Origin of the sequence: Kocuria sabuli (assembly GCF_040981185.1) — a bacterium.
GTDB lineage: Bacteria > Actinomycetota > Actinomycetes > Actinomycetales > Micrococcaceae > Kocuria > Kocuria sabuli.
The window spans coordinates 1-19379 of sequence record NZ_JAVHZE010000022.1; the positions used below are offsets into that span (position 1 = coordinate 1).

Annotated in this window: 21 protein-coding genes; 8 read left to right on the forward strand and 13 right to left on the reverse strand. The window is 74.4% G+C overall.

Features of this window, described 5'->3' with window-relative positions; translation table 11 throughout:
• Positions 1-548 (forward strand): aldehyde dehydrogenase family protein (locus RE027_RS15810; protein WP_368809236.1); only part of this gene is annotated, 548 nt, incomplete at its 5' end.
• A 92-nt stretch (positions 549-640) separates the two neighbouring features.
• Positions 641-1996, forward strand: a complete 1356-nt coding sequence (gene gabT / locus RE027_RS15815; RefSeq protein WP_368809237.1) for a 4-aminobutyrate--2-oxoglutarate transaminase — start codon at positions 641-643, stop codon at positions 1994-1996.
• An 88-nt stretch (positions 1997-2084) separates the two neighbouring features.
• Here the strand turns inward: gabT and RE027_RS15820 are convergent, their stop codons facing one another.
• Positions 2085-2519 carry a hypothetical protein gene (locus tag RE027_RS15820; protein WP_368809238.1) on the reverse strand — a complete coding sequence of 145 codons (435 nt, stop codon included), beginning with the start codon at positions 2517-2519 and terminating at the stop codon, positions 2085-2087.
• 113 nt (positions 2520-2632) lie between these two features.
• Here RE027_RS15820 and RE027_RS15825 point away from each other — a divergent pair, with 113 nt between their 5' ends.
• The gene (locus tag RE027_RS15825; protein ID WP_368809239.1) at positions 2633-4165 is read left to right on the forward strand and encodes an amidase; all 1533 of its coding nucleotides are present in this window, start codon (positions 2633-2635) and stop codon (positions 4163-4165) included.
• Between the two features lie 111 nt (positions 4166-4276).
• Here the strand turns inward: RE027_RS15825 and RE027_RS15830 are convergent, their stop codons facing one another.
• A complete protein-coding gene (locus tag RE027_RS15830; protein WP_368809240.1) occupies positions 4277-4471 on the reverse strand; it encodes a hypothetical protein in 195 nt (64 codons plus the stop codon).
• Between the two features lie 176 nt (positions 4472-4647).
• On the opposite strand from RE027_RS15830, the gene pgm reads away from it, so the two are divergent.
• Positions 4648-6282: a phosphoglucomutase (alpha-D-glucose-1,6-bisphosphate-dependent) gene (gene pgm / locus RE027_RS15835; protein ID WP_368809241.1), complete on the forward strand. Its 1635-nt coding sequence runs from the start codon at positions 4648-4650 to the stop codon at positions 6280-6282.
• 21 nt (positions 6283-6303) lie between these two features.
• Here pgm and RE027_RS15840 read toward each other — a convergent pair whose 3' ends face one another.
• From RE027_RS15840 to RE027_RS15850, 3 genes are read right to left on the reverse strand one after another with little or no spacing between them, the layout of a single operon-like run.
• Complete coding sequence (locus tag RE027_RS15840) at positions 6304-6969, reverse strand: metal-dependent transcriptional regulator (protein WP_368809242.1); 666 nt, start codon at positions 6967-6969, stop codon at positions 6304-6306.
• A 43-nt stretch (positions 6970-7012) separates the two neighbouring features.
• The gene (locus RE027_RS15845; protein WP_368809243.1) at positions 7013-7267 is read right to left on the reverse strand and encodes a CDGSH iron-sulfur domain-containing protein; all 255 of its coding nucleotides are present in this window, start codon (positions 7265-7267) and stop codon (positions 7013-7015) included.
• On the reverse strand, positions 7264-8325 hold the full coding sequence (locus RE027_RS15850; protein WP_368809244.1) for an iron-containing redox enzyme family protein: 1062 nt from the start codon (positions 8323-8325) through the stop codon (positions 7264-7266). The genes RE027_RS15845 and RE027_RS15850 overlap by 4 nt, the downstream gene beginning before the upstream one ends.
• Before the next feature lie 160 nt (positions 8326-8485).
• Between RE027_RS15850 and RE027_RS15855 the strand changes: the two genes are divergently transcribed.
• The 3 genes from RE027_RS15855 to RE027_RS15865 all read left to right on the forward strand — a co-directional run bounded on the left by RE027_RS15855 (position 8486) and on the right by RE027_RS15865 (position 10846).
• Entirely contained in the window at positions 8486-9844 is a 1359-nt protein-coding gene (locus RE027_RS15855; protein ID WP_368809245.1) for a uracil-xanthine permease family protein, read from the forward strand.
• 148 nt (positions 9845-9992) lie between these two features.
• Positions 9993-10361 (forward strand): hypothetical protein, encoded by a 369-nt coding sequence (locus tag RE027_RS15860; RefSeq protein ID WP_368809246.1) that lies wholly within the window; start codon positions 9993-9995, stop codon positions 10359-10361.
• 59 nt (positions 10362-10420) lie between these two features.
• Positions 10421-10846, forward strand: a complete 426-nt coding sequence (locus tag RE027_RS15865) for a four-helix bundle copper-binding protein (RefSeq protein ID WP_368809247.1) — start codon at positions 10421-10423, stop codon at positions 10844-10846.
• 61 nt (positions 10847-10907) lie between these two features.
• On the opposite strand, the gene RE027_RS15870 is transcribed toward RE027_RS15865, so the two are convergent.
• The 3 genes from RE027_RS15870 to RE027_RS15880 all read right to left on the reverse strand — a co-directional run bounded on the left by RE027_RS15870 (position 10908) and on the right by RE027_RS15880 (position 14197).
• Complete coding sequence (locus tag RE027_RS15870; RefSeq protein ID WP_368809248.1) at positions 10908-11324, reverse strand: Hsp20/alpha crystallin family protein; 417 nt, start codon at positions 11322-11324, stop codon at positions 10908-10910.
• A 216-nt stretch (positions 11325-11540) separates the two neighbouring features.
• Positions 11541-12866, reverse strand: a complete 1326-nt coding sequence (locus RE027_RS15875) for an erythromycin esterase family protein (protein WP_368809249.1) — start codon at positions 12864-12866, stop codon at positions 11541-11543.
• Positions 12863-14197 (reverse strand): phosphoribosyltransferase family protein, encoded by a 1335-nt coding sequence (locus RE027_RS15880; protein ID WP_368809288.1) that lies wholly within the window; start codon positions 14195-14197, stop codon positions 12863-12865. Before RE027_RS15880 ends, RE027_RS15875 begins: the two co-directional genes overlap by 4 nt.
• Positions 14198-14402: 205 nt before the next feature.
• Here RE027_RS15880 and RE027_RS15885 point away from each other — a divergent pair, with 205 nt between their 5' ends.
• On the forward strand, positions 14403-14957 hold the full coding sequence (locus RE027_RS15885; RefSeq protein ID WP_368809250.1) for a hypothetical protein: 555 nt from the start codon (positions 14403-14405) through the stop codon (positions 14955-14957).
• 23 nt (positions 14958-14980) lie between these two features.
• On the opposite strand, the gene RE027_RS15890 is transcribed toward RE027_RS15885, so the two are convergent.
• Genes RE027_RS15890 through RE027_RS15910 form a run of 5 tightly spaced genes read right to left on the reverse strand, consistent with a single transcriptional unit; the run spans position 14981 to position 19295 of the window.
• Positions 14981-16033, reverse strand: a complete 1053-nt coding sequence (locus RE027_RS15890; RefSeq protein WP_368809251.1) for an enoyl-CoA hydratase/isomerase family protein — start codon at positions 16031-16033, stop codon at positions 14981-14983.
• A 39-nt stretch (positions 16034-16072) separates the two neighbouring features.
• Positions 16073-16897, reverse strand: a complete 825-nt coding sequence (locus tag RE027_RS15895; protein WP_368809252.1) for a glycerophosphodiester phosphodiesterase family protein — start codon at positions 16895-16897, stop codon at positions 16073-16075.
• A gap of 10 nt (positions 16898-16907) precedes the next feature.
• The gene (locus RE027_RS15900; RefSeq protein WP_368809253.1) at positions 16908-17801 is read right to left on the reverse strand and encodes an HAD family hydrolase; all 894 of its coding nucleotides are present in this window, start codon (positions 17799-17801) and stop codon (positions 16908-16910) included.
• Positions 17802-17811: 10 nt separating this feature from the next.
• Positions 17812-18333 carry a YbhB/YbcL family Raf kinase inhibitor-like protein gene (locus tag RE027_RS15905; protein WP_368809254.1) on the reverse strand — a complete coding sequence of 174 codons (522 nt, stop codon included), beginning with the start codon at positions 18331-18333 and terminating at the stop codon, positions 17812-17814.
• A 32-nt stretch (positions 18334-18365) separates the two neighbouring features.
• Positions 18366-19295 (reverse strand): carbohydrate kinase family protein, encoded by a 930-nt coding sequence (locus tag RE027_RS15910; protein ID WP_368809255.1) that lies wholly within the window; start codon positions 19293-19295, stop codon positions 18366-18368.
• Positions 19296-19379: the final 84 nt, after the last annotated feature.

Here is a 19379-nt window from a genome sequence, read left to right on the forward strand (position 1 = left end):
CACTGACCGTGGGCAACGGCGTGGAGGACGGGGTGAACGTCGGGCCGATGGTCGAGGCCAAGGCGAGGGACTCCGTGGAGGCCTTCGTGGAAGACGCGGTGTCCCGCGGGGCGAAGGTCGTCGTGGGGGGCAAGCGGGTGGAGGGTCCGGGCTACTTCTTCGAGCCCACCCTGCTCACCGACGTCCCCCGTGACGCGCGGGCGGTGACCGAGGAGATCTTCGGCCCCGTCGCCCCGGTGGTGACCTTCCGGGACGAGGACGAGGCCGTGGAGCTGGCCAATGCCACCGAGTACGGTTTGGCCTCCTACGTGTTCACCGAGAACATCTCCCGCGGCCTGCGCATCGGGGACCGGATCGAGTTCGGCCTGATGGGCCTCAACGTCGGGGTGATCTCCAACGCCGCGGCCCCCTTCGGCGGGGTCAAGCAGTCCGGCCTGGGCCGGGAGGGCGGGGCCGAAGGCATCCACGAGTACACCACCACCCAGTACATCGGCGTGGAGAACCCCTGGGCCCAGGTCTCCAACCCCGGCACCGGCACCCCCGCCTGAGTCCCTCCCCTCCCCGGACGGACCGTTCCACCACCGGTGCGGTCGCCGCCCTCCCGCGGCGACCGCACCCCGTTCCCGAAAGGACGTCTCCCATGACCGAGACCCTGCCCGACATCCAGTACCGGCTGGAGCAGGTCCGCCGCATCGAGGGCACCCTGCCCGGTCCTCGCTCGCGGGAGCTGTCCGCCCGCCGGCAGGAGGCCGTGGCCTCCGGCGTCGCCTCCTCCGTGCCCGCCTACGCGGCGGACGTGGACGGCGGGATCGTGCTCGACGTCGACGGCAACCAGCTCGTCGACCTCGGCTCCGGCATCGCCGTGACCACCGTGGGCGCCTCCGCTCCGGCCGTGGTCGCCCGGGTCAAGGAGGCCGTGGAGCACTTCACGCACACCTGCTTCATGGTCACCCCCTACGAGGGCTACGTGGCCGTCGCGGAGAAGCTCGCCGAGCTCACCCCCGGCGACTTCCCCAAGAAGGCCGCGCTGTTCAACTCCGGCTCCGAGGCCGTCGAGAACGCCGTCAAGATCTCCCGGCTGCACACCGGCCGGCAGGCGGTCGTCGTCTTCGACCACGCCTACCACGGCCGCACGAACATGACCCTCGCCATGACCGCCAAGGTCCAGCCCTACAAGCAGGGCTTCGGCCCGTTCGCCGGCGAGGTCTACCGGGTGCCGGTCTCCTACCCCTTCCGGGACCCGGAGGGCATGACCGGCGCCGAGGCCGCCCGCCGCGCCCTGCTCCAGGTGGAGAAGCAGGTGGGCGCGCAGAACGTGGCCGCCGTCGTCATCGAGCCCATCCAGGGCGAGGGCGGGTTCATCGTGCCGGCCGAGGGCTTCCTGCCGGCGCTGTCCGAGTGGTGCACCGACAACGGAGCCGTCTTCGTGGTGGACGAGGTCCAGGCGGGCGTGGCCCGCACGGGCGAGTGGTTCGCCGTGGACCACGAGGACGTCGTCCCCGACCTCATCACCGTGGCCAAGGGCGTCGCCGGCGGCATGCCGCTGTCCGGGGTCGTCGGCCGCGCCGAGATCATGGACTCCGTGCACGCAGGCGGACTCGGCGGCACCTACGGCGGCAACCCCGTGGCCTGCGCGGCCGCGCTGGGGGCGCTGCAGACCATCGAGGAGTGGGACCTCATCGCCCGCGCCCGCCGGGTCGAGGAGATCATCCGCGAGGAGCTGACCCCGGTGGCCGAGGAGACCGGCACCGTCGGTGAGATCCGCGGTCGCGGCGGCATGATGGCGCTCGAGTTCGTGCGGCCCGGCGGCAAGGACCCGGACGCGGACGCCGCCAAGGCCATCGCCGCGGAGTGCCTCGAGCAGGGCGTCATCATCCTGACCTGCGGCACCTTCGGCAACATCGTGCGCCTGCTGCCCCCGCTCGTCATCGGCGAGGACCTCCTGCGCGACGGCCTGCGCGTGCTCGCCGAGGCCATCCGCCACGCGGCGCAGTAGCACCCGCACCACACCGCCGCGAGGGGCCGTTCCCCGCCGGAGACGCCGTCGCGCTCCGGCGGGGAACGGCCCCTCGTGCTGGGCGGGGTCAGCCGGAGCAGCGCTCCTGCAGGGCCCGGGCCTCCCGGACCACGCTGATCATGGACCGTTCGCCCTGCCGGAACTCGTCGATGGCCTCGCGGACCGAGGTGATCTCCCCGGAGAGCTCGGCCGGGGCGGTGGCGGCGATGTCATCCACCTCGGCGAACAGGGCCGCCGGGTCCTGCTGCAGCTGCTCCGGGGCCGTGCGCGCGGTCTCCAGCACCCGGGCGCAGGTCTCCTCCACGGTGCTGACCGAGGCGCTGCCGGAGGGGGAGGCGGACGAGGTGGGCGAGGCGGACGGCGTCGAGGCACCACGATCGGCCGCGTCCGTCCCGGACCCGGAGTCGCGGTCGAAGAGGGAGCAGCCGGTCAGGGCCAGGAGCAGGGCTGCGGTCGCCGCGGCACGGGTCACGGCGGAACGGGGCGGGTGGGCGGTCGGCACGGAGGGCCTCCTGTGCGGATCGGGGAACGCGGGTCGCGGTCCGGGCGCCCTCACCCTACTAGCCTGGGCAGCACGCCCCACAGTGTGTCCGGAGCCGCCGGCCCCGGACAGCCGTGGCCGAGACAGGAGCCGCCGTGACCGGGATCGGGGACCTCACCGCCGTCGAGCTGCGGGACGCGCTCGCGCGCGGAGAGCTGGGCGCGGCGGAGACCACGGCGTTCTTCCTGGCCCGGATCGAGGAGCGCGATCCGGGGCTGGGCGCGTTCGTGCACGTGGCGCCCGAGCTGGCCCTCGAACGGGCCCGGGCGCTCGACGCCCGGCCCGCCGGAGCCCCGCGCGGGCCGCTGCACGGGCTGCCGCTCGCGGTGAAGGACCTGCACGACGTCACGGGCATGCCCACCGGCTACGGCTCCGCGGCCGTGGCGGCCCCCGGGTCCGGGGCACCGATCGCCCCGGAGGACGACGACCTCGTGGCCGTGCTCGGAGCCTCCGGCGCCGTGTGCCTGGGCAAGACCCAGGTCCCCGAGTTCGGCCTCAACTGCTACTCCGAGAACCTCGTGGCCCCGCCCGCCCGGAACCCGCACGATCCCGGCGCCGGGGCCGGGGGGTCCTCCGGAGGACAGGCCGCGGCCGTGGCCGCGGGCATGCTGCCGGTGGCCCCGGGCTCCGACGGCGGGGGCTCCGTCCGCATCCCGGCGGCGGCGTGCGGGCTGGTGGGCCTCAAGCCCAACCGTGGGCGGGTGCCCACCGCGGACGCGCAGTCGGACGCCGCGCAGCTCGTGGTCAACGGCCCCATCGCCCGCACCGCCGAGGACGCCGCCCTGCTGCTGGACGTGCTGTGCGCCCCCGCCCGCGGCCCGGCCCACGGCAACGTGGTGCACCGGGCGGTCGGTGCCGTGCCCCAGCCATCCTTCCTCGAGGGCGTGCGGGCCGCCCGCCGGGGACATCTGCCCTGGGGCGAGCGACCGCTGCGGATCGGGGTGAGCACCGCCTCGCCCTTCGACGCCGTCTACGACATCGAGGTCTCCCCCGAGGCGCGGGCCGCCCTCGACGCGGGGATCACCCGGCTGCGCGCGGCCGGGCACGAGGTCGGTGAGGCCCCGATCGCCTACGACCCCGAGTACCCCGGCGCCTTCTTCGACGTCTGGACGACCTCGATGGGCACCGCACCCCTCGACCACGAGCAGGCCCGGAGGCTGACCGGACTCGCGGCGGCCTTCCGCGCGCGCGCCCTGCGCCGCTCCGCCGTCGAGCTGGCGCAGGCGGTGAGCACGCTGCGCCGGATCGAGCGGGACGTGGTGCGCCACTACGGGGCCTGGGACATGGTGCTCACGCCCGCGCTCGCCATGACGCCGCGCCCCCTGGGCTGGTACTGGTCGGGCCACGACCTCGAGGACCCTGCGGGCGCGGACCAGGACTACATGCGCCAGTGCCAGTACACCCCGTGGACCTCGCTCGTGAACGTGGCCGGCCTGCCCGCGGTGACCGTCCCGACGCTGTGGACCCGCGCGGCGGGCGACGACGGCGGACCGGTCGTGCCCATGGGCGTCCAGCTCATCGGCCGCCCCAGCGCGGAGGCGCAGCTGCTCGCCGTCGTCGCGCAGCTCGAGGACCAGGGCCTCGCCGGCCCCCGCCCGCCGGGCTAGACGACCGGCCGCCGACATGCCCTCCCGGCCGGCGTCGGGACGGCGAGGCGCCGCCCGGAAACCTCCCGGACGGCGCCTCGCCCTGTCCTCCGGACAGGGAGGCCCTGCAGGTCAGGAGTGGCCCAGGGCCACGTCTCCCCCCTCGGGGTCGTCGCCCGGCTCGGTGGCCGCCTCGGGGTCCTCCTCCGGCTCGAAGCCGGTCGCGTCGTCGTCGGTGGTCAGCCCGATGCCCTGCTCGTTGTCGGGGACGGTGCCCTCCGGGCCCTTGCCCGAGTGCTCGTTCGTCTCGTCGGGTGCTTCGCTCATGCTGCCGGCCTCCTCGCTGGGTCGTGCGCTCGCTGGTGTCCTCATCCTGTCCCACCGGCTCCGATTCCTCCAGACCCCTCGCGCGCCCCTCGCGCAGAGCGGAATCGGCGAAACCTGACGACCTGATCGCGCGCCAGCCTCCGCGCGTCGCGGAGGCTGGCGGTAGGTTGGGCGGCATGACCAATCGTGCGGGCACCGTCGCCCAACCCAGTGACCTCGTCGACCTCGGCAAGCTCCTCGACGCCTACACGGACGTCGTGCCGGACGCGTCCGACCCGGACCAGCGCGTGGCCTTCGGCACGTCCGGGCACCGGGGCTCGTCCTTGAAGGGCTCGTTCAACGAGCAGCACATCGCCGCGATCACGCAGGCGATCGTGGAGTACCGCTCCGGCCAGCGGATCACCGGGCCGCTGTTCATGGGCAAGGACACCCACGCGCTCTCCGGGCCCGCGCAGGACACCGCGCTCGAGGTGCTGGCCGCCAACGACGTGACCGTCCTGCTGGACTCCCGCGACGGCTACGTGCCCACCCCGGCGCTGTCCCACGCGATCCTCACCCACAACACCGGCCGGGCGGAGGGCATGGCCGACGGCATCGTCATCACCCCGTCCCACAACCCGCCCTCCGACGGCGGCTTCAAGTACAACCCGCCCAACGGCGGTCCCGCGGACACCGACGCCACCGAGTGGATCGCCCAGCGCGCGAACCAGTTCCTCGAGAACGGCATGGCGGGGGTCCGCAGGGTGCCGCTGGCGCAGGCCCGCGCGGCGGAGACCACCGGCGGCTACGACTTCCTCGAGGAGTACGTGCGGACGCTGTCCGAGGTCATCGACCTCGACGTGATCCGCGACTCCGGCCTGCACATCGGCGCCGACCCCATGGGCTCCGCCTCCGTGGCCTACTGGGGCGAGATCGCCCAGCGGTTCGGGCTGAACATGACCGTGGTCAACCCGTCGGTGGACCCGCAGTGGGCGTTCATGACCCTGGACTGGGACGAGAAGATCCGGATGGACTGCTCCTCCCGCTCGGCCATGGCCTCCCTCATCGGCAGCCGGGACAAGTACGACATCGCGACCGGCAACGACGCCGACACGGACCGGCACGGGATCGTGACCCCGGACGCGGGCCTGATGAACCCGAACCACTACCTGGCCGTGGCCATCGACTACCTCTTCCGCCACCGCACCGGTTGGTCCCCCGAGGCCGGGATCGGCAAGACGCTGGTCTCCTCCTCGATCATCGACCGGGTCGCGGCCTCCCTGGGCCGCGAGCTCGTGGAGGTGCCGGTGGGCTTCAAGTGGTTCGTGCCCGGGCTGATGGACGGCTCGATCGGCTTCGGCGGCGAGGAGTCCGCCGGCGCCTCCTTCCTGCGCACGGACGGCTCCGTGTGGTCCACCGACAAGGACGGGATCATCCTCGCGCTGCTGGCCTCGGAGATCACGGCCCGCACCGGCAGGACGCCGTCCCAGCGCTACGCCGAGCTGACCCAGGACTTCGGCGCGCCCGTCTACCAGCGCATCGACGCGCCCGCGACCCGCGAGCAGAAGGCCACGCTGAAGAAGCTCTCCCCCGCCCAGGTGGAGGCCGACACCCTCGCCGGCGAGCAGATCACGGCCAAGCTCACGAACGCGCCCGGCAACGGTGCGGCGATCGGCGGGCTCAAGGTGACCACGAAGAACGCGTGGTTCGCGGCGCGCCCGTCCGGCACCGAGGACGTCTACAAGATCTACGCGGAGTCCTTCCTGGGCGAGGAGCACCTGAAGCAGGTGCAGCAGGAGGCCAAGGACCTGGTGGACGCCGTCATCTCCTGACCGGCCCGGCCGGGGACCCGCTCAGGGCCGCGGACGGACCCAGACGGCCTCCGCGGCGAGGACGCCCACCTCGACGACGGCCCCGCCCACCGTCACGGACACGGCCCGGGACAGGTGCTCGCCCAGCACGAGCTCCGTCCCGGGCCGGATGCCGGCCTCGCCGAGCCGGCGCAGCTGGTCCGGGTCGGCGTCGGAGACCCGCGCCACCACGGCGGTCGTGCCCGGCGGCACGTCCGCCAGGAGCACCGCGGGGGCGGGTGGCACGGTGCCGTCGCGCCGCGGGATGGGGTCCCCGTGCGGGTCCCGCTCCGGGTGTCCCAGGAGGGCGTCCACCCGAGCGATGAACTTCTCGCTCACCGCGTGCTCGAGCACCTCGGCCTCGTCGTGCACCTCGTCCCACGCGTAGCCGAGCCGGGCGGTGAGGAAGGCCTCGAGCACGCGGTGGCGCCGGACCATCTGCACCGCGACCTCGCGGCCCTGGTCGGTGAGATCGATCGCCCCGCTGTCCGGCCGGTGCACGAGCCCCTGGGCGGCGAGCTTCTTGACGGCCTCCGAGACCGTGGACGGGGACAGGCCCAGGCGCTGGGCCAGCCCCGTGGTGGTGACCGCCTCCGGCGACCACTCCTGGGCCAGCCAGATCGTCTTCAGGTAGTCCTGGACGGACCGGCTCAGCTCCTCGGCGCGCATGGCCCCAGGCTACCCACTGCGCCGCCCCGGGGAACGCCGCGGGTCAGCGGGCCCGGAAGCGGGCCCGCTTGTGCGAGCCGTCGCAGAAGGGCTTGATGGACGAGGCCCCGCACCGGCACAGCGCCACGGTGGCACGTCCGGGGTCGATGGGACGGTCGTCGCCGTCCAGCAGCTCGTAGCTGCCGCGCACGAGCAGGGGCCCGTCCGGGCACACGGTGATCGTCACGGGCTCGGGCGCCTCCACCGGCCACGGCCCCTCCCGGCGCCCGGGCTCCTCCTCGGGCGGCACGCCGCTCACGAGACGAGCTCCGCCGCACCGGAGCGGGCGTTCGTCCCGTCCGCGGGGCGCAGCGCGGACTCGCCGGCCTCCCACCGTGCCAGCGCATGCCCCGCGGCGAGCGCGTCCAGGTGCAGGACGCAGCGCGCCCCGAAGAACACGTCCGCGGCGACGGCGGGGTCGTCCACCACGAGGCCGCCGGCCATGTCCCGGGCGGCGATCTGCTCGTGGGCGGCGTCGGCCTCGACGTGCTCGTCGTAGAACGCGGCCGCGGCGGGCAGCCCCAGACGGTGGAAGCCGCGCGCCAGGAACTTGGAGGGGACGGAGGACGTCATCTCGTACATCGCCAGGTGCCCCACCACAGCACCGCGCAGCCGCCGGTGCAGACCGAACATCGTGACGGTGTTGACGCCGGCGAGCCACTCGGCGGGCACCCGGTCCACGGCGCTGCCGTAGGAGTCGTCGAGGCCGGCCTCGCGCATCCCGGCCGCGAACAGGGCCGAGTGCATGCGGGAGGCGTTGCCGCCCCCGTACTCGTCGACCTGGATCTCGATCAGGCCCGCCTTCGCCCGTCCGCCCAGCCGCGGGATCCCCCAGGTGTGCGGGTCGCCCTCCATGAGCTGGTAGACGGACTTCAGCTGCAGGAACTCCCGCGCCTGGGTGGCGTCCGCCCGGCCGGAGAGGTGGCGCGCCAGGCTCGGGCCGTCGTCGTCGGCGGCCATCGCGAACAGGGCGTCCGCGACGGCCTGCGGGGTGCCGGGCACGTCGTCGGCGGGCAGCTGCGCGCGCAGCTGCGCCTCGAGCGCCCCGGAGAGGACCTCCCGCGCGCGGACGAGCTCCGGGTGCAGCTCCCACCGGTCATCGACCCCGTCGACGCCCTGGTAGTGCAGGGCGTGCAGCACGAAGAGGCCGAGCTGCACGTCTTCGTCCGCGCTGACGTCCGAGGTCCCGGCCAGGGCGGCCTCCGCCGCTCCGGCGAGACCTGCGGACCGCTCCTCCGCCTCCACGGATCCCGGGACGGTCCGGAGCACCGCGAGCAGCTCCTCGCTGAACGGCCCGCGCGGCTGTGGCTGATGCATGTCGACTCCTGTCCGGTCCGAGCGCGCCGGTCGCGCCCTCCTGCTGTCCATCACCCTACTGATCATAAAGGCGGGGGCCGACACCTCCAGGCCGCGGACGCACCGAGTACAGTGGTGGGGGCCCGGATCCGGGCTCCACCCCGCTGTCGAGGAGACCCGCATGAGTTCCCCCGTGCCCGGACAGACCACCGCCGCCCGCCTCGGCCTGGGCTGGCGCCTCCACGGCGACGGGCGCACCGTCACGGTCGGGGAGGTCGTCACCCCGCGCGAGCGGCTCACCTGGCCCCGCACCGTCACGATCGGTGCGCAGCACGTGGTGGCGATGTTCGGGGCCACGTTCCTGGTGCCGCTGATCACCGGGTTCCCGCCCTCCACCACCCTCTTCTTCTCCGGGGTGGGCACGATCCTCTTCCTGGTGGTCACGGCGGGACGGGTGCCGTCCTACCTCGGCTCGTCCTTCGCGTTCATCGCCCCGATCGGCGCGTCGACGAACCAGTACGGCCCCGGCGGGGCGCTCGGCGGCGTCCTGATGGCCGGCGCGGCCCTCTTCCTGATCGGGCTCGTCGTGCAGTACGCGGGCACGTCCTGGCTCCAGAGACTGATGCCGCCCCTGGTCACGGGCACCATCGTGGCGCTCATCGGCTTCAACCTGGCCCCCTCCGCCAAGCAGAACTTCATGGAGGCCCCCGTCACCGCGCTGGTGACGCTGTCCTCCATCGTCCTCGTCTCGGTGCTCTTCCGCGGCCTGCCCGGGCGCCTGTCGATCCTGCTGGGCGTGGCCATCGGATACGTCACCGCGGTGCTGCGCGGCGAGGTGGACTTCAGCCGGCTCGGCACCGTGTGGCAGGAGCAGGGCGTGTTCGGGCTGCCCCCGTTCCAGACCCCCGAGTTCCACCTCCCGCTCGTGGGCCTGTTCATCCCCGTGATCCTGGTCCTGGTGGCCGAGAACGTCGGCCACGTGAAGTCGGTGGCCCTGATGACCGGCGACGACCTGGACCCGTACATGGGGCGCGCGATCATGTCCGACGGGCTCGCCACCGTGATCGCCGGCTCCGGCGGCGGCTCCGGCACCACGACCTACGCCGAGAACATCGGCGTCATGGCCGCCACGCGGGTCTACTCGACGGCGGCCTACTGGGTGGCCGCCGTCGTGGCGATCCTGCTGAGCGTCTTCCCGGTGGTCGGGGCCGCCGTGGCCACCGTCCCGGCCGGCGTGCTGGGCGGGGCGGCCACGGTGCTGTACGGGATGATCGGCATGCTGGGCGTGCGGATCTGGGTGCAGAACCGCGTGGACTTCTCCAACCCGGTCAACCTCACCACCGCAGCGGTCGCCATGATCATCGGGATCGCCGACTACACGTGGGAGGCCTTCGGCCTGCAGTTCGCGGGCATCGCCCTCGGCACCGCCGCCACGCTCGTCGTCTACCACCTCATGGCCGCCCTGGCCCGCGCGCGCGGGACGGTGGGCAGCGACCCCCTCACCCCGGACACCACGCGCATGCCCTCTCCCCTGGGCTGAGCCCCGGCGCCCGCTCTACTCTTCGGTAGAGGAAATGTGCGGCCCGGAGGCCGGATTCCTTGGTGACGCGGGTCGTCTGTCCCCTAGCGTGGAGTGCGGGAGGCCGAGCAGCAGGCCGTGCACGACACGCTGCAGGGGGAGAGACCACATGCACCACAAACTGTCCGTTCTCGTCCAGGTCGATCTGGACGGCAGACACGTCCGGCTCGTCGTCACGGGCTGCGTCACCGAGGTCAACCACCGGGCGCTGTGCCCGCTGATCCGCCGCGCCCGCACGCTGGTGCCGGGCATCGCCGTGATCGTGGACATCACCTCCGCCCACCACGTCGAGCCCGCGGCGGTGGACCTGCTGCGCTGGGCCGCGGAGCACGAGGACGCCGTGCGGGACACCCCGTCCGTGCAGTTCGTGCTGCCCGCCGAGCTGCCCGGCCACGGCACCGTCACCCGGCTCGCCACGTGGGCGCCGCGGCGCCCCGTGCCGCACCGCACCGCCCCCAGGCCCCGGCTCGCCGGCTGAGCCGGCCCGCCCGCCCCGGTCCCGTCCGGTGCGGGAGAAGTTTCTTGGAGGAGAAGTCCGTGAGCACGATCCGCCGCGCCCTGATGACCCATCCCGCCGCCCCGGAGATCTCCCGCCAGGAGCGCTCGGCCGAGTCCGAGTGCCTCGAGGCGTGCATCGAGGCCGCCCAGATCTGCCTGGTCGCCGCCGACGCCTGCGTGGAGGAGGACACGGTCGCGGAACTGCGCGAGTGCCTGCGCGCGGAGCAGGACTGCGCGGCGGTCTGCACCGCCACCGCGCAGGTGCTCGCCCGGCTCGGCTTCCCGGAGCCCACGGACGGCCGCGCCGTGCTGGTGCCGCTGCTGGAGGCCTGCCGGGCCGCGGCCAGGGCCGGCCGGGAGGCCTGCAGCCGGCGGGCCGAGGCCTACGAGCACTGCGCGCTGGCGGCCGAGGCCTGCCAACGGTGCGAGCAGGCGTGCGCGGAGCTGCTGGCGCGCAGGGGCTGACGGCCAGGGGCTGACGCCTCCGGGCCGGCCGTGGGCGCCGTCCGCGGCCGGAGCCGGTGCCTCAGCCGCGGGTCACCTCGATCCTCCGGGTGGCGGGCGGCTCGACGTGCTGGACGACCGGGACACGGACCTCCAGGACGCCGTCGCGGTAGGCGGCGCGGATGTCCTCGTCCCGGCAGCCGGCGGGCAGGGGCAGCGTGCGGGTGAAGGACCCGTAGCGGAACTCGGAGCGGTAGCTGTCCTTGTCCTTGTGCTCCGTCCTCTCCCGCCGCTCCGCCCGGAGGTGGAGGACGTCGTCGGCCACGGTGAGCTCGACGTCCCGCTCCGGGTCGATGCCCGGCAGGTCCGCCCGGATCACCACCGTGTCCCCGTCCCGGTACTCCTCCACCCGCGGCCAGGAGGCCTCCGGGTCCCCCTCCAGCAGGCGGCGGATCGGTTCCAGCATCTCGAACGCCTCGCGGCGCATCAGTCCGGCCATGGCACGACTCCTCTTCTGCGGCACCGGCCCCGGGGCGGTACGTGCTGCCGCCGGCCGGGTCGGCCGGAGGAGCCGGTGCGGTCCGTCTGGACGACTCCAGGTTAGGCACCGCCGGACGGGCACGTCAGCCCGGTGGCCCACGACGTCGGACGATGACGCGACGGGCCCCGCGGCGCGAGCAGAGCGGCGTCCGGGCCCGCACCGGACGGGGCGGGCTCAGACCCCCCACGGCTCGGTCTCCAGCTCGGGCTCCTCCGGCGGAGGCTCGTGGTGCAGCGGCCGCAGCGCGGAGGTCTCCTCGAACCAGAGCAGGGCGTCGTAGCGCTCCCCCATGCGGGTGGGGACGTAGTTGCCGGCCTCCCGCCACGGGCGGTACACGACCCCGACGGCCCGGTGGCCGAACCGGCCCGAGAGCCAGTCCCCGGAGCGGTCCCGGCCGAACAGCAGGGCCGCCGGTTCGCCGAGGGCCCGGTGCAGGAGGTCCTCGGCGGAGCCGGAGCGGGCCTCGGGCACCGCCAGGACCTCCTCGGCCGCGCCCCAGGACTCCGCCGCGACCACGGTGCCGGTCCAGCCCGCCATGCCCACGAGCACCACGTCGCGCGCGGCGTGCCGCTCGCGCAGCAGCTGGCCCACGTTGACCAGCCCGGCGTCGAACATGTCCGTGGCCCGTGCGTCCCCGACGTGCGAGTTGTGCTCCCACACCAGCCCCCGGGCACCGGGGCCGTGGTGCCGGGAGAGCAGGTCGGCGGTGTCGGCCATGTGCTCGTCCCGCACGTTCCAGGACTGCCGGTCGCCGCGGACCATGCTGCGGTAGTAGCGCTCGGCGTCGGCCGCGACCATGGCGTTGAGCACGGCGTCCAGCGCGGCGGGGTCCCCCTCCGTCCGGTCCGTCGTGCGCCGGCGCACCTCCGCCAGGAGGGCGACGACGTCCGCCTCGCAGCTCTCCGGCACGATCCGGGTGCTCCTCGCGTACTCGTGCGGGTCCTCGTGGAACGGGACGAAGCACTCCCACGCCTGCAGCGCGGCGGGCAGGGCCTCGGTCGCGTTCGCCTCGAGCCAGGCGATGATCTCCCGCAGCGAGTCCCACAGCGAGTAGACGTCCAGCCCGTAGAAGCCCACCTGCTCCGGCTCGGGCCGGCGCGCGTTCTCCGCCCGCAGCCAGTCGAGGAACTCGGCGACCTCCTCGTTCGCCCACATCCACGTGGGCCAGCGGCCGAAGCCGGCGAGGACACCCCGGGCGTCCAGGTGCTGCTCGTCCCGCCCGCGCACCCACCGGTTGAGCCGCCAGCAGTCGGGCCAGTCGCCCTCCACCCCGATCCAACTGAACCCGTGCTCCTCGATGAGCCGGCGGCTGAGCAGCGCCCGCCACCGGTAGTACTCGTGGGTGCCGTGGGAGGCCTCCCCCACGGCCACGAACCGGGCTCCTGCGCAGCGCTCGACGAGCCGGTCGAGGTCCTGGGCGCCCGTCAGCGGACCGGCGAGGGACCGGATCTCCGCGAGCACACCGGTGGCCGGGGACGGCCCGCGCCCGGCGGAGCTCATCGGAGGCCTCCGTCGGCGCGCTCCCGGGCGGGCACGAGATGGCGCCGGAACCAGTCCCGCGCGAGCCCGGCGGCCTCGGCGAGCGTGCCGGGCTCCTGGAACAGGTGGGTGGCGCCCTCCACGACGGCCAGCCGGGTGGGGCAGCGCATCGACTCCTGCGCCCAGCGGTTGAGGCCCAGCACCTCGCGGTCCTGGCTGCCGACGACCAGCAGGGTGGGCGCCCGCACGGAGCGCAGCCGCTCCCCCGCGAGATCGGGGCGGCCGCCGCGGGAGACCACGGCGGCCACCGGAGCCCCGGGCTCGGCGGCCGCCCACAGGGCGGCACCGGCCCCGGTGCTCGCCCCGAACCAGCCGACCGGTGACCCGGCGGCCCCCGGCTGCTCCCGCAACCAGGCCGTGGCCAGGAGCAGCCGGCGGGCGAGCAGTTCGATGTCGAAGACGTTGGCGCGCTCGGCCTCCTCCTCGTCCGTGAGCAGGTCGAGCAGGAGGGTCCCCAGCCCGGCGTCCTGCAGGACGGAGGCCACGTACTGGTTCCGCGGGCTGTGCCGGCCGCTGCCGCTGCCGTGGGCGAAGACCACGACCCCGGCGCCGGGGGCGGGCAGGTGCAGGTGGGCCGCGAGCTGCACCGTCCCGGCCGGGACGCGGACGTCGGCCTCCCGGCCGGGCGCGGAGGCGGCGGGCAGGCGGGTCTCGTGGCGGCGCCGGGCGGCGTCGAGCAGGGCGACCACCTCGTCGTCCTCCGTCGCGGCGAAGTCGCGGTAGTGCTGGCCGACGGCCACGAAGGACGACGGGGTGGCCAGGCAGACCACCTCGTCCGCCTCGGTCACCCGGTCCAGGGCCTCCTGCGGGGCCACCGGCACCGCCAGCACCACCCGCCCGGCGCCGAGCTGGCGGGCGATCCGGCAGGCCACGCGCGCGGTGGATCCGGTGGCGATGCCGTCGTCGACGACCAGGGCGGTCCGGCCCGTGAGGTCGGCCCGCCCCCGTCCCTCCCGGAAGCGCGCGGTGCGGGCCTCGAGCACGCCCCGCTCCCGCTCCTCGACCTGCTCCAGCTGCGCGTCCGTCACCCCGAGGTACTGCAGGGTGCGCTCGTCGAGCACCCGGGCCCCCTCCTCGCCGATGGCGCCCATCGCCAGCTCCGGCTGGGAGGGCACGCCGAGCTTGCGGACCACGATGACGTCGAGGGGGGCGTCGAGCATCCGGGCCACCTCGTGGGCCACGGGCACCCCGCCGCGGGGCAGCCCCAGCACCACCACGTCCTGGCCGCGCAGGGAGAGCAGACGATCGCCGAGCCGGCCCCCCGCGTCGACCCTGTTCTCGAAGACCACCATCTCAGCCACCATCTCCCCGGTCGCCGGAGCCGATGCCTCCAGCGTAGGCAGGGGCACCACACGGCGGAAGACCCGCAGGACAGGTGACGGTCGTGGACAACGCCCCCGGCCCGGCCCATAATGCGAGCACCCGGGAGCCGGTCCGCGCGGCCCCGGGAGCAGCCGACGGACGAGCCCGCACGGACGGGAGGACGGAGCACGCCGCATGGGCGACCGCACGGGGACCAGGGTCCTGCGAACGGCCTACACGCTCTTCCTCGGGGCGCTGATCGCGCTCTTCGTGGGTCTCGGCGTCACCACGGTCCACCCCGGCCCCGAGGCGCCGGAGGCGTCCCCCGCGCTCGTCGCGGCCCAGGAGACCCGGGAGCTGACCCCGGCGGAGCAGCAGCAGTGGACGGAGCACCTGCGCGACCGGGACGTGTGGGAGGAGCGGTCCGTGCGCCACAGCCGGGACGTGGGCGTGGTCACCCTGATCGGCTCCCTGCTGCTGCTCGTGCTCAGCATGCTCGTCGAGCGGCGCCGACCGGTGCTCGCCGACGGGATCCTGCTCGGCGGCCTGTTCACCCTCCTGCACAGCGTGGTCCGCAGCCTGGTCTCCCAGGACACGCTGGTGACCTTTGGGGTGGTCACGGTGGCCCTGGCACTGGTCCTGTACGTCGGCTACCGCCGCTTCGTGGACCGGCCCACCGACGCCGGGGAGCGCTCCGACATCGTCCCCGTGGTGGTCAGCCGCAACGGCAAGGACCCGTCCCACCGCTGAGCACGCCGGGCCCTGCGCCCGGCTCAGAGGGGCAGCGGCAGCTTCTCGTCGAGCACGGCCCGGACCGCCTCGACGTCGACGTCGGCGACGGAGGCGTGCTCCCAGGCCGGGGTGTTGTCCTTGTCCACGAGGACGGCGCGCACCCCCTCCGCGAAGTCCGGCCGGGCGATCGTGTCCGCGGCCAGGCGCAGCTCCCGCTCCAGGCACGAGCGCACCCCGTCGTCGGCCGCGCCGCGCTCGAGCAGCTCGAAGGTGCGCACCAGGGAGGACGGGCTCATGCCCGCGAGGTCCTCGGGTGCTGCCGCGGCGATCTCCTCCAGGGTCGGGGCCCCGTAGCGGTCCTCGATCTGCTCCCACCGGGTCACGACGGGCGACGGCTCCGGCTCCCGCGCGAAGCGGGCCAGGGCGTCCGCTGGCCCCTCCTCCACCACGGCCGCGGCGAGGGCCGGGAAGTCCTCGTCGGCGACGAGGACGTCGGCCAGCCCCAGGGCCACGGCGTCCGCGCCGGTGATCCGCTGCCCGCCCAGGGCGAGCCAGCGTCCCACGGCCAGGCCGGGCTCCTGCCGGCGGTCCGGGCGCGAGACGCGCGGCAGGAACCAGGAGGCACCGATGTCGGTGAAGAAGCCGATCCTCGTCTCGGGCATCGCCATGACGGTGGAGCGGCCCACCACGCGGTGGGACCCGTGCACGGAGATGCCCATGCCGCCGCCCATGCAGATGCCGTTCATGAGCGCCACGTAGGGCTTCGGGTAGTCCGCGATCAGGCAGTCGAGGGCGTACTCGACGGCGAAGACCTGCGTCGCCGCGGCGACCTGGCCGTCGCGGACGGCGTCGCGGACCTGCCGGATGTCACCGCCGGCGCACCACGCCCTGGGCGAGGCCGATGTGACCAGGATGTGGCGGACAGCGTCGTCGTCCCGCCAGGCGTCCAGGGCGTTCTTGAGGTCGCGGTACATCTGCGCGGTGAGCGCGTTGAGCTGGCGGGGGCGGTTGAGCACCAGGTGCCCGGTCCCGTTCCGGACCTCGGCGAGGACGTGCTGATCGGTGTCCGCGGGCGCGGCGGCGGTGTCGGTCATGGCCCCACCCTGCCACGCGGAGCCCGCACGTGTCATGGCTCACCCGCCCGACGGCGGCCACTGCCCCCGCTGCTCCAGCAGCCCGGCCAGGAGGTCCGCCCGGTCGGTGACGATCCCGTCCACGCCCAGCTCCAGCAGCTCCGCCATCTCCGCGGCGTCGTTGACCGTCCACACGTGCACGTGGATGCCGTGCCGGTGGGCGAAGTCCAGGAAGCGCGGGGTGACGAGCTCGACCTCGACCCCGCCCCGCACCCGGTGGCGCCGGGGGATCTGGACGGTGTCGAAGGGCTCGATCCACCGGGCGGCGACCCGCCGGGCGAGGCCCCAGCTCGGCCCGCCCAGCCACGAGCACACGAGCAGCAGGCGCATCCCGCCCTGGCCGGAGGAGGTGGGCGCGGACCGCCCGGCGAGCTCGCGGAGCCGGCGCAGCGTGCGCCGGCGCCGGCTCTCGGAGAAGGACGTCACGCGCACCCGGTCCACGGCCCCGAGCTCGTGGAGCAGCGACGGCAGGGCGGTCACGGACGCCTCGTCCTTGACGTCGATGTTGAGCTTCAGCTCGGGGAGCTCGGTCAGCAGGTCGGCCAGCCGCGTGATGCACCCGGCCCCGGCCACGCGCTCGGAGCGGATCTGTTCCCAGGTGAGGTTCGAGACCTCTCCGCTGCGGCCGGTCACGCGGTCGAGCGTGTCGTCGTGGAAGGACAGGACCACCCCGTCGGAGGTCGTGTTGACGTCCGTCTCGACCCACACGTAGCCGAGGTCGCGGGCGGCACGGAAGGCGTCGAGGGTGTTCTCGGCGCCCTCCCGGGAGAACCCGCGGTGGGCGAGGGCCGCGGGGGTGCCGCGGCGGTGCGGTGCAGGAGTCACGCCCCCATTGTTACCCCGCGGTAGCGGAATGTCCCGTGCGTGACGCGCCGGGTCGGTCCCCGTGCAGCAGCGCCTCGATCACCTGCGCCACGCCGTCCTCCTCGAAGGGCGGGGCCGTGCGGCCCACGGCCCGTGCCACCGCGGGGTGCCCGCTCGCCATCGCGTAGCCGTGACCGGCCCAGGTCAGCATCTCGAGGTCGTTGGGCATGTCCCCGAAGGCCATGACCTCGTGCGGCCGGATCCCGCGCTCGGCCGCGTACTGCTCGAGGGTGCGGGCCTTCGTCAGCCCCTTCTGCCCCATCTCCACGAGCGGTGCGGCCGCCACCGAGTGCGTGACGGACAGCCGCCCGGCCACGAGGTCGGTGAGGGCCCGGAAGTACTCCTGCGGGTCGGCGGTGTCCAGCTTCGCGAGGAACTTCACCAGGCCCGTCCCCGCGGGCACGCGCTCGCGCAGCGGGCCGACCCGCGGAGCACCGATCTCCATCCGGTCGGTGCGCGCCCACCCGTGGTCGGTGTAGACGCCCTCCAGGGTCTCGGCGGCGAACAGCGTGCCGGGATGGTGCGCCGCCACCTCCTCCATGACCGCGAAGGCGTCCCGGGCGGGGAAGAGGCTGGACTCCACGACGACGTCCGCGGTGAGGTCGTAGACCACCGCGCCGTTGGAGCAGATCACCACGCCCTGGTGCGCCAGCTGCTCGCGCAGCTGCTCGCGCAGCGGGTCGAGCCAGCGCATGGGCCGGCCCGTCACGAAGACCACGTGCAGGCCGCGCTCCTGGGCCGCCCCGATCGCCTCGACGGTGCGCGGGCGGATGCGGAGGTCGTGCCCCAGGACCGTGCCGTCCAGGTCGCTGGCGATCAGCTTGATCGGCGCCCCGCCGCCGGGCACCTCCAGGGGCGGGGTCACGGAGCGGGGATCACTGCTCCTCGTGCGTCCCGGTCAGCAGCGCGCGGCCCAGGCCGTGGAAGAACAGCTGGAAGTTCACCGTGGCCGGGCTGTCGTCCGGGCCCACCTCCAGCTCCTCCACGTCCACCGCGGTCACGCACACGATGTAGCGGTGCGTCCCGTGGCCGGGCGGCGGGGCGGCCCCGATGTACTCGTCGGTGCCGCCGTCGTTGCGGTGGCGCACGGCACCCGCGGGCGGGTCCGACGCCGCGCCCCGCTCGAGGGAGGTGACGCCGGCCGGGATGTTGGACAGGCACCAGTGCCAGAAGCCGCTGGGGGTGGGGGCGTCCGGGTCGAAGACCGTGACGACGTAGCTCTTCGTGCCCTCCGGGGCCCCGGACCAGCTCAGCTGGGGGGACACGTCGTCACCGCCGGCGCCCATGATGCCCGAGAGCTGCGCCCGGGCGAGGGGTCCGCCGTCGGTGACGTCCTCGGAGGTCAGGTCGAAGCGGGGCAGGTCGGGGAGGTCGGCGTACGGTTCGCGGTCGAGCACGGGGGGCTCCTTCCGGTCGGGGGTGGAAGAGTTCAGGACGGGGGCAGCTCGTCCGTGCGGGGCAGGTCGGCGCCGGCGCGCGAGACCGTGACACCCGCCGCCGAGGCGGCGTAGCGCAGCAGCTCGCCCACCTGCTCGGCGTCGAGGTCGTCGAGCCGCTCGCGGGCCTGCGCGCCGGTGCAGCCGTGGTCGGTGAGCCAGGCGAGCAGCGCGGCCATGAACGAGTCGCCGGCGCCCACGGTGTCCACGACCTCGGCACGGGCGGCGGGCACCTCCACCCCGCGCGGGCCGGTGGCGCGGGTGCGGGCCCAGGGCCCCAGCGGACCGCGCGTGACGACGACGAGCTCCGCGCCGGCCCGGAGCCACGCGGCGGCGCTCTCCTCGACGCTGCGGTGGGGGTAGAGCCACAGGAGGTCCTCGTCCGAGGCCTTCACGACGTCGGCGAGGGCCACGAGCTGCTCCGCTCGCGCCCGGGCTCCCGAGGAGTCGGGAATGATGGACGGCCGGCAGTTCGGGTCGTACGAGACGAGGGCAGTGCGCTGGACCTGCTCCACGGCCTGCAGCACCTTGGAGGCGCCGGGCTCGAGCATCGCGCCGATCGACCCCACGTGCAGCAGGGTGGTGTCCCGGAGCAGCTCGCCCAGCTGCTCGTCCGTGAGGTCCAGGGACCAGTCCAGCTGGAAGTCGTAGGTCGCGGCGCCGTCGTCCCCGATGACCGCCTCCGCCACGGAGGTGGGCCGCGTGTCGGCCTCGAACGGCAGGAGCACGCCGTTGTCCCGCAGGTGGGCCTCGACCTGGGCGCCGTACTCGTCCCCGCCGTAGCGGCCGAGGAACTGGACCCGGTGCCCCAGCCGCGCCAGGCCCACGGCGACGTTCATGGGGCTCCCCCCGGCGTGCGCACGGGGCTCCTGCCCGTGCTTCGAGACCACATCAACGAGCGCCTCACCGATGACCGTCAGCATGCCCTCACGGTAGCACCCGCGGTTCCCGCCGGACCGGCGCCCCGAGGCGCGTAACGCAGCCGCCGCCGGGCACTCCGGTGCCCC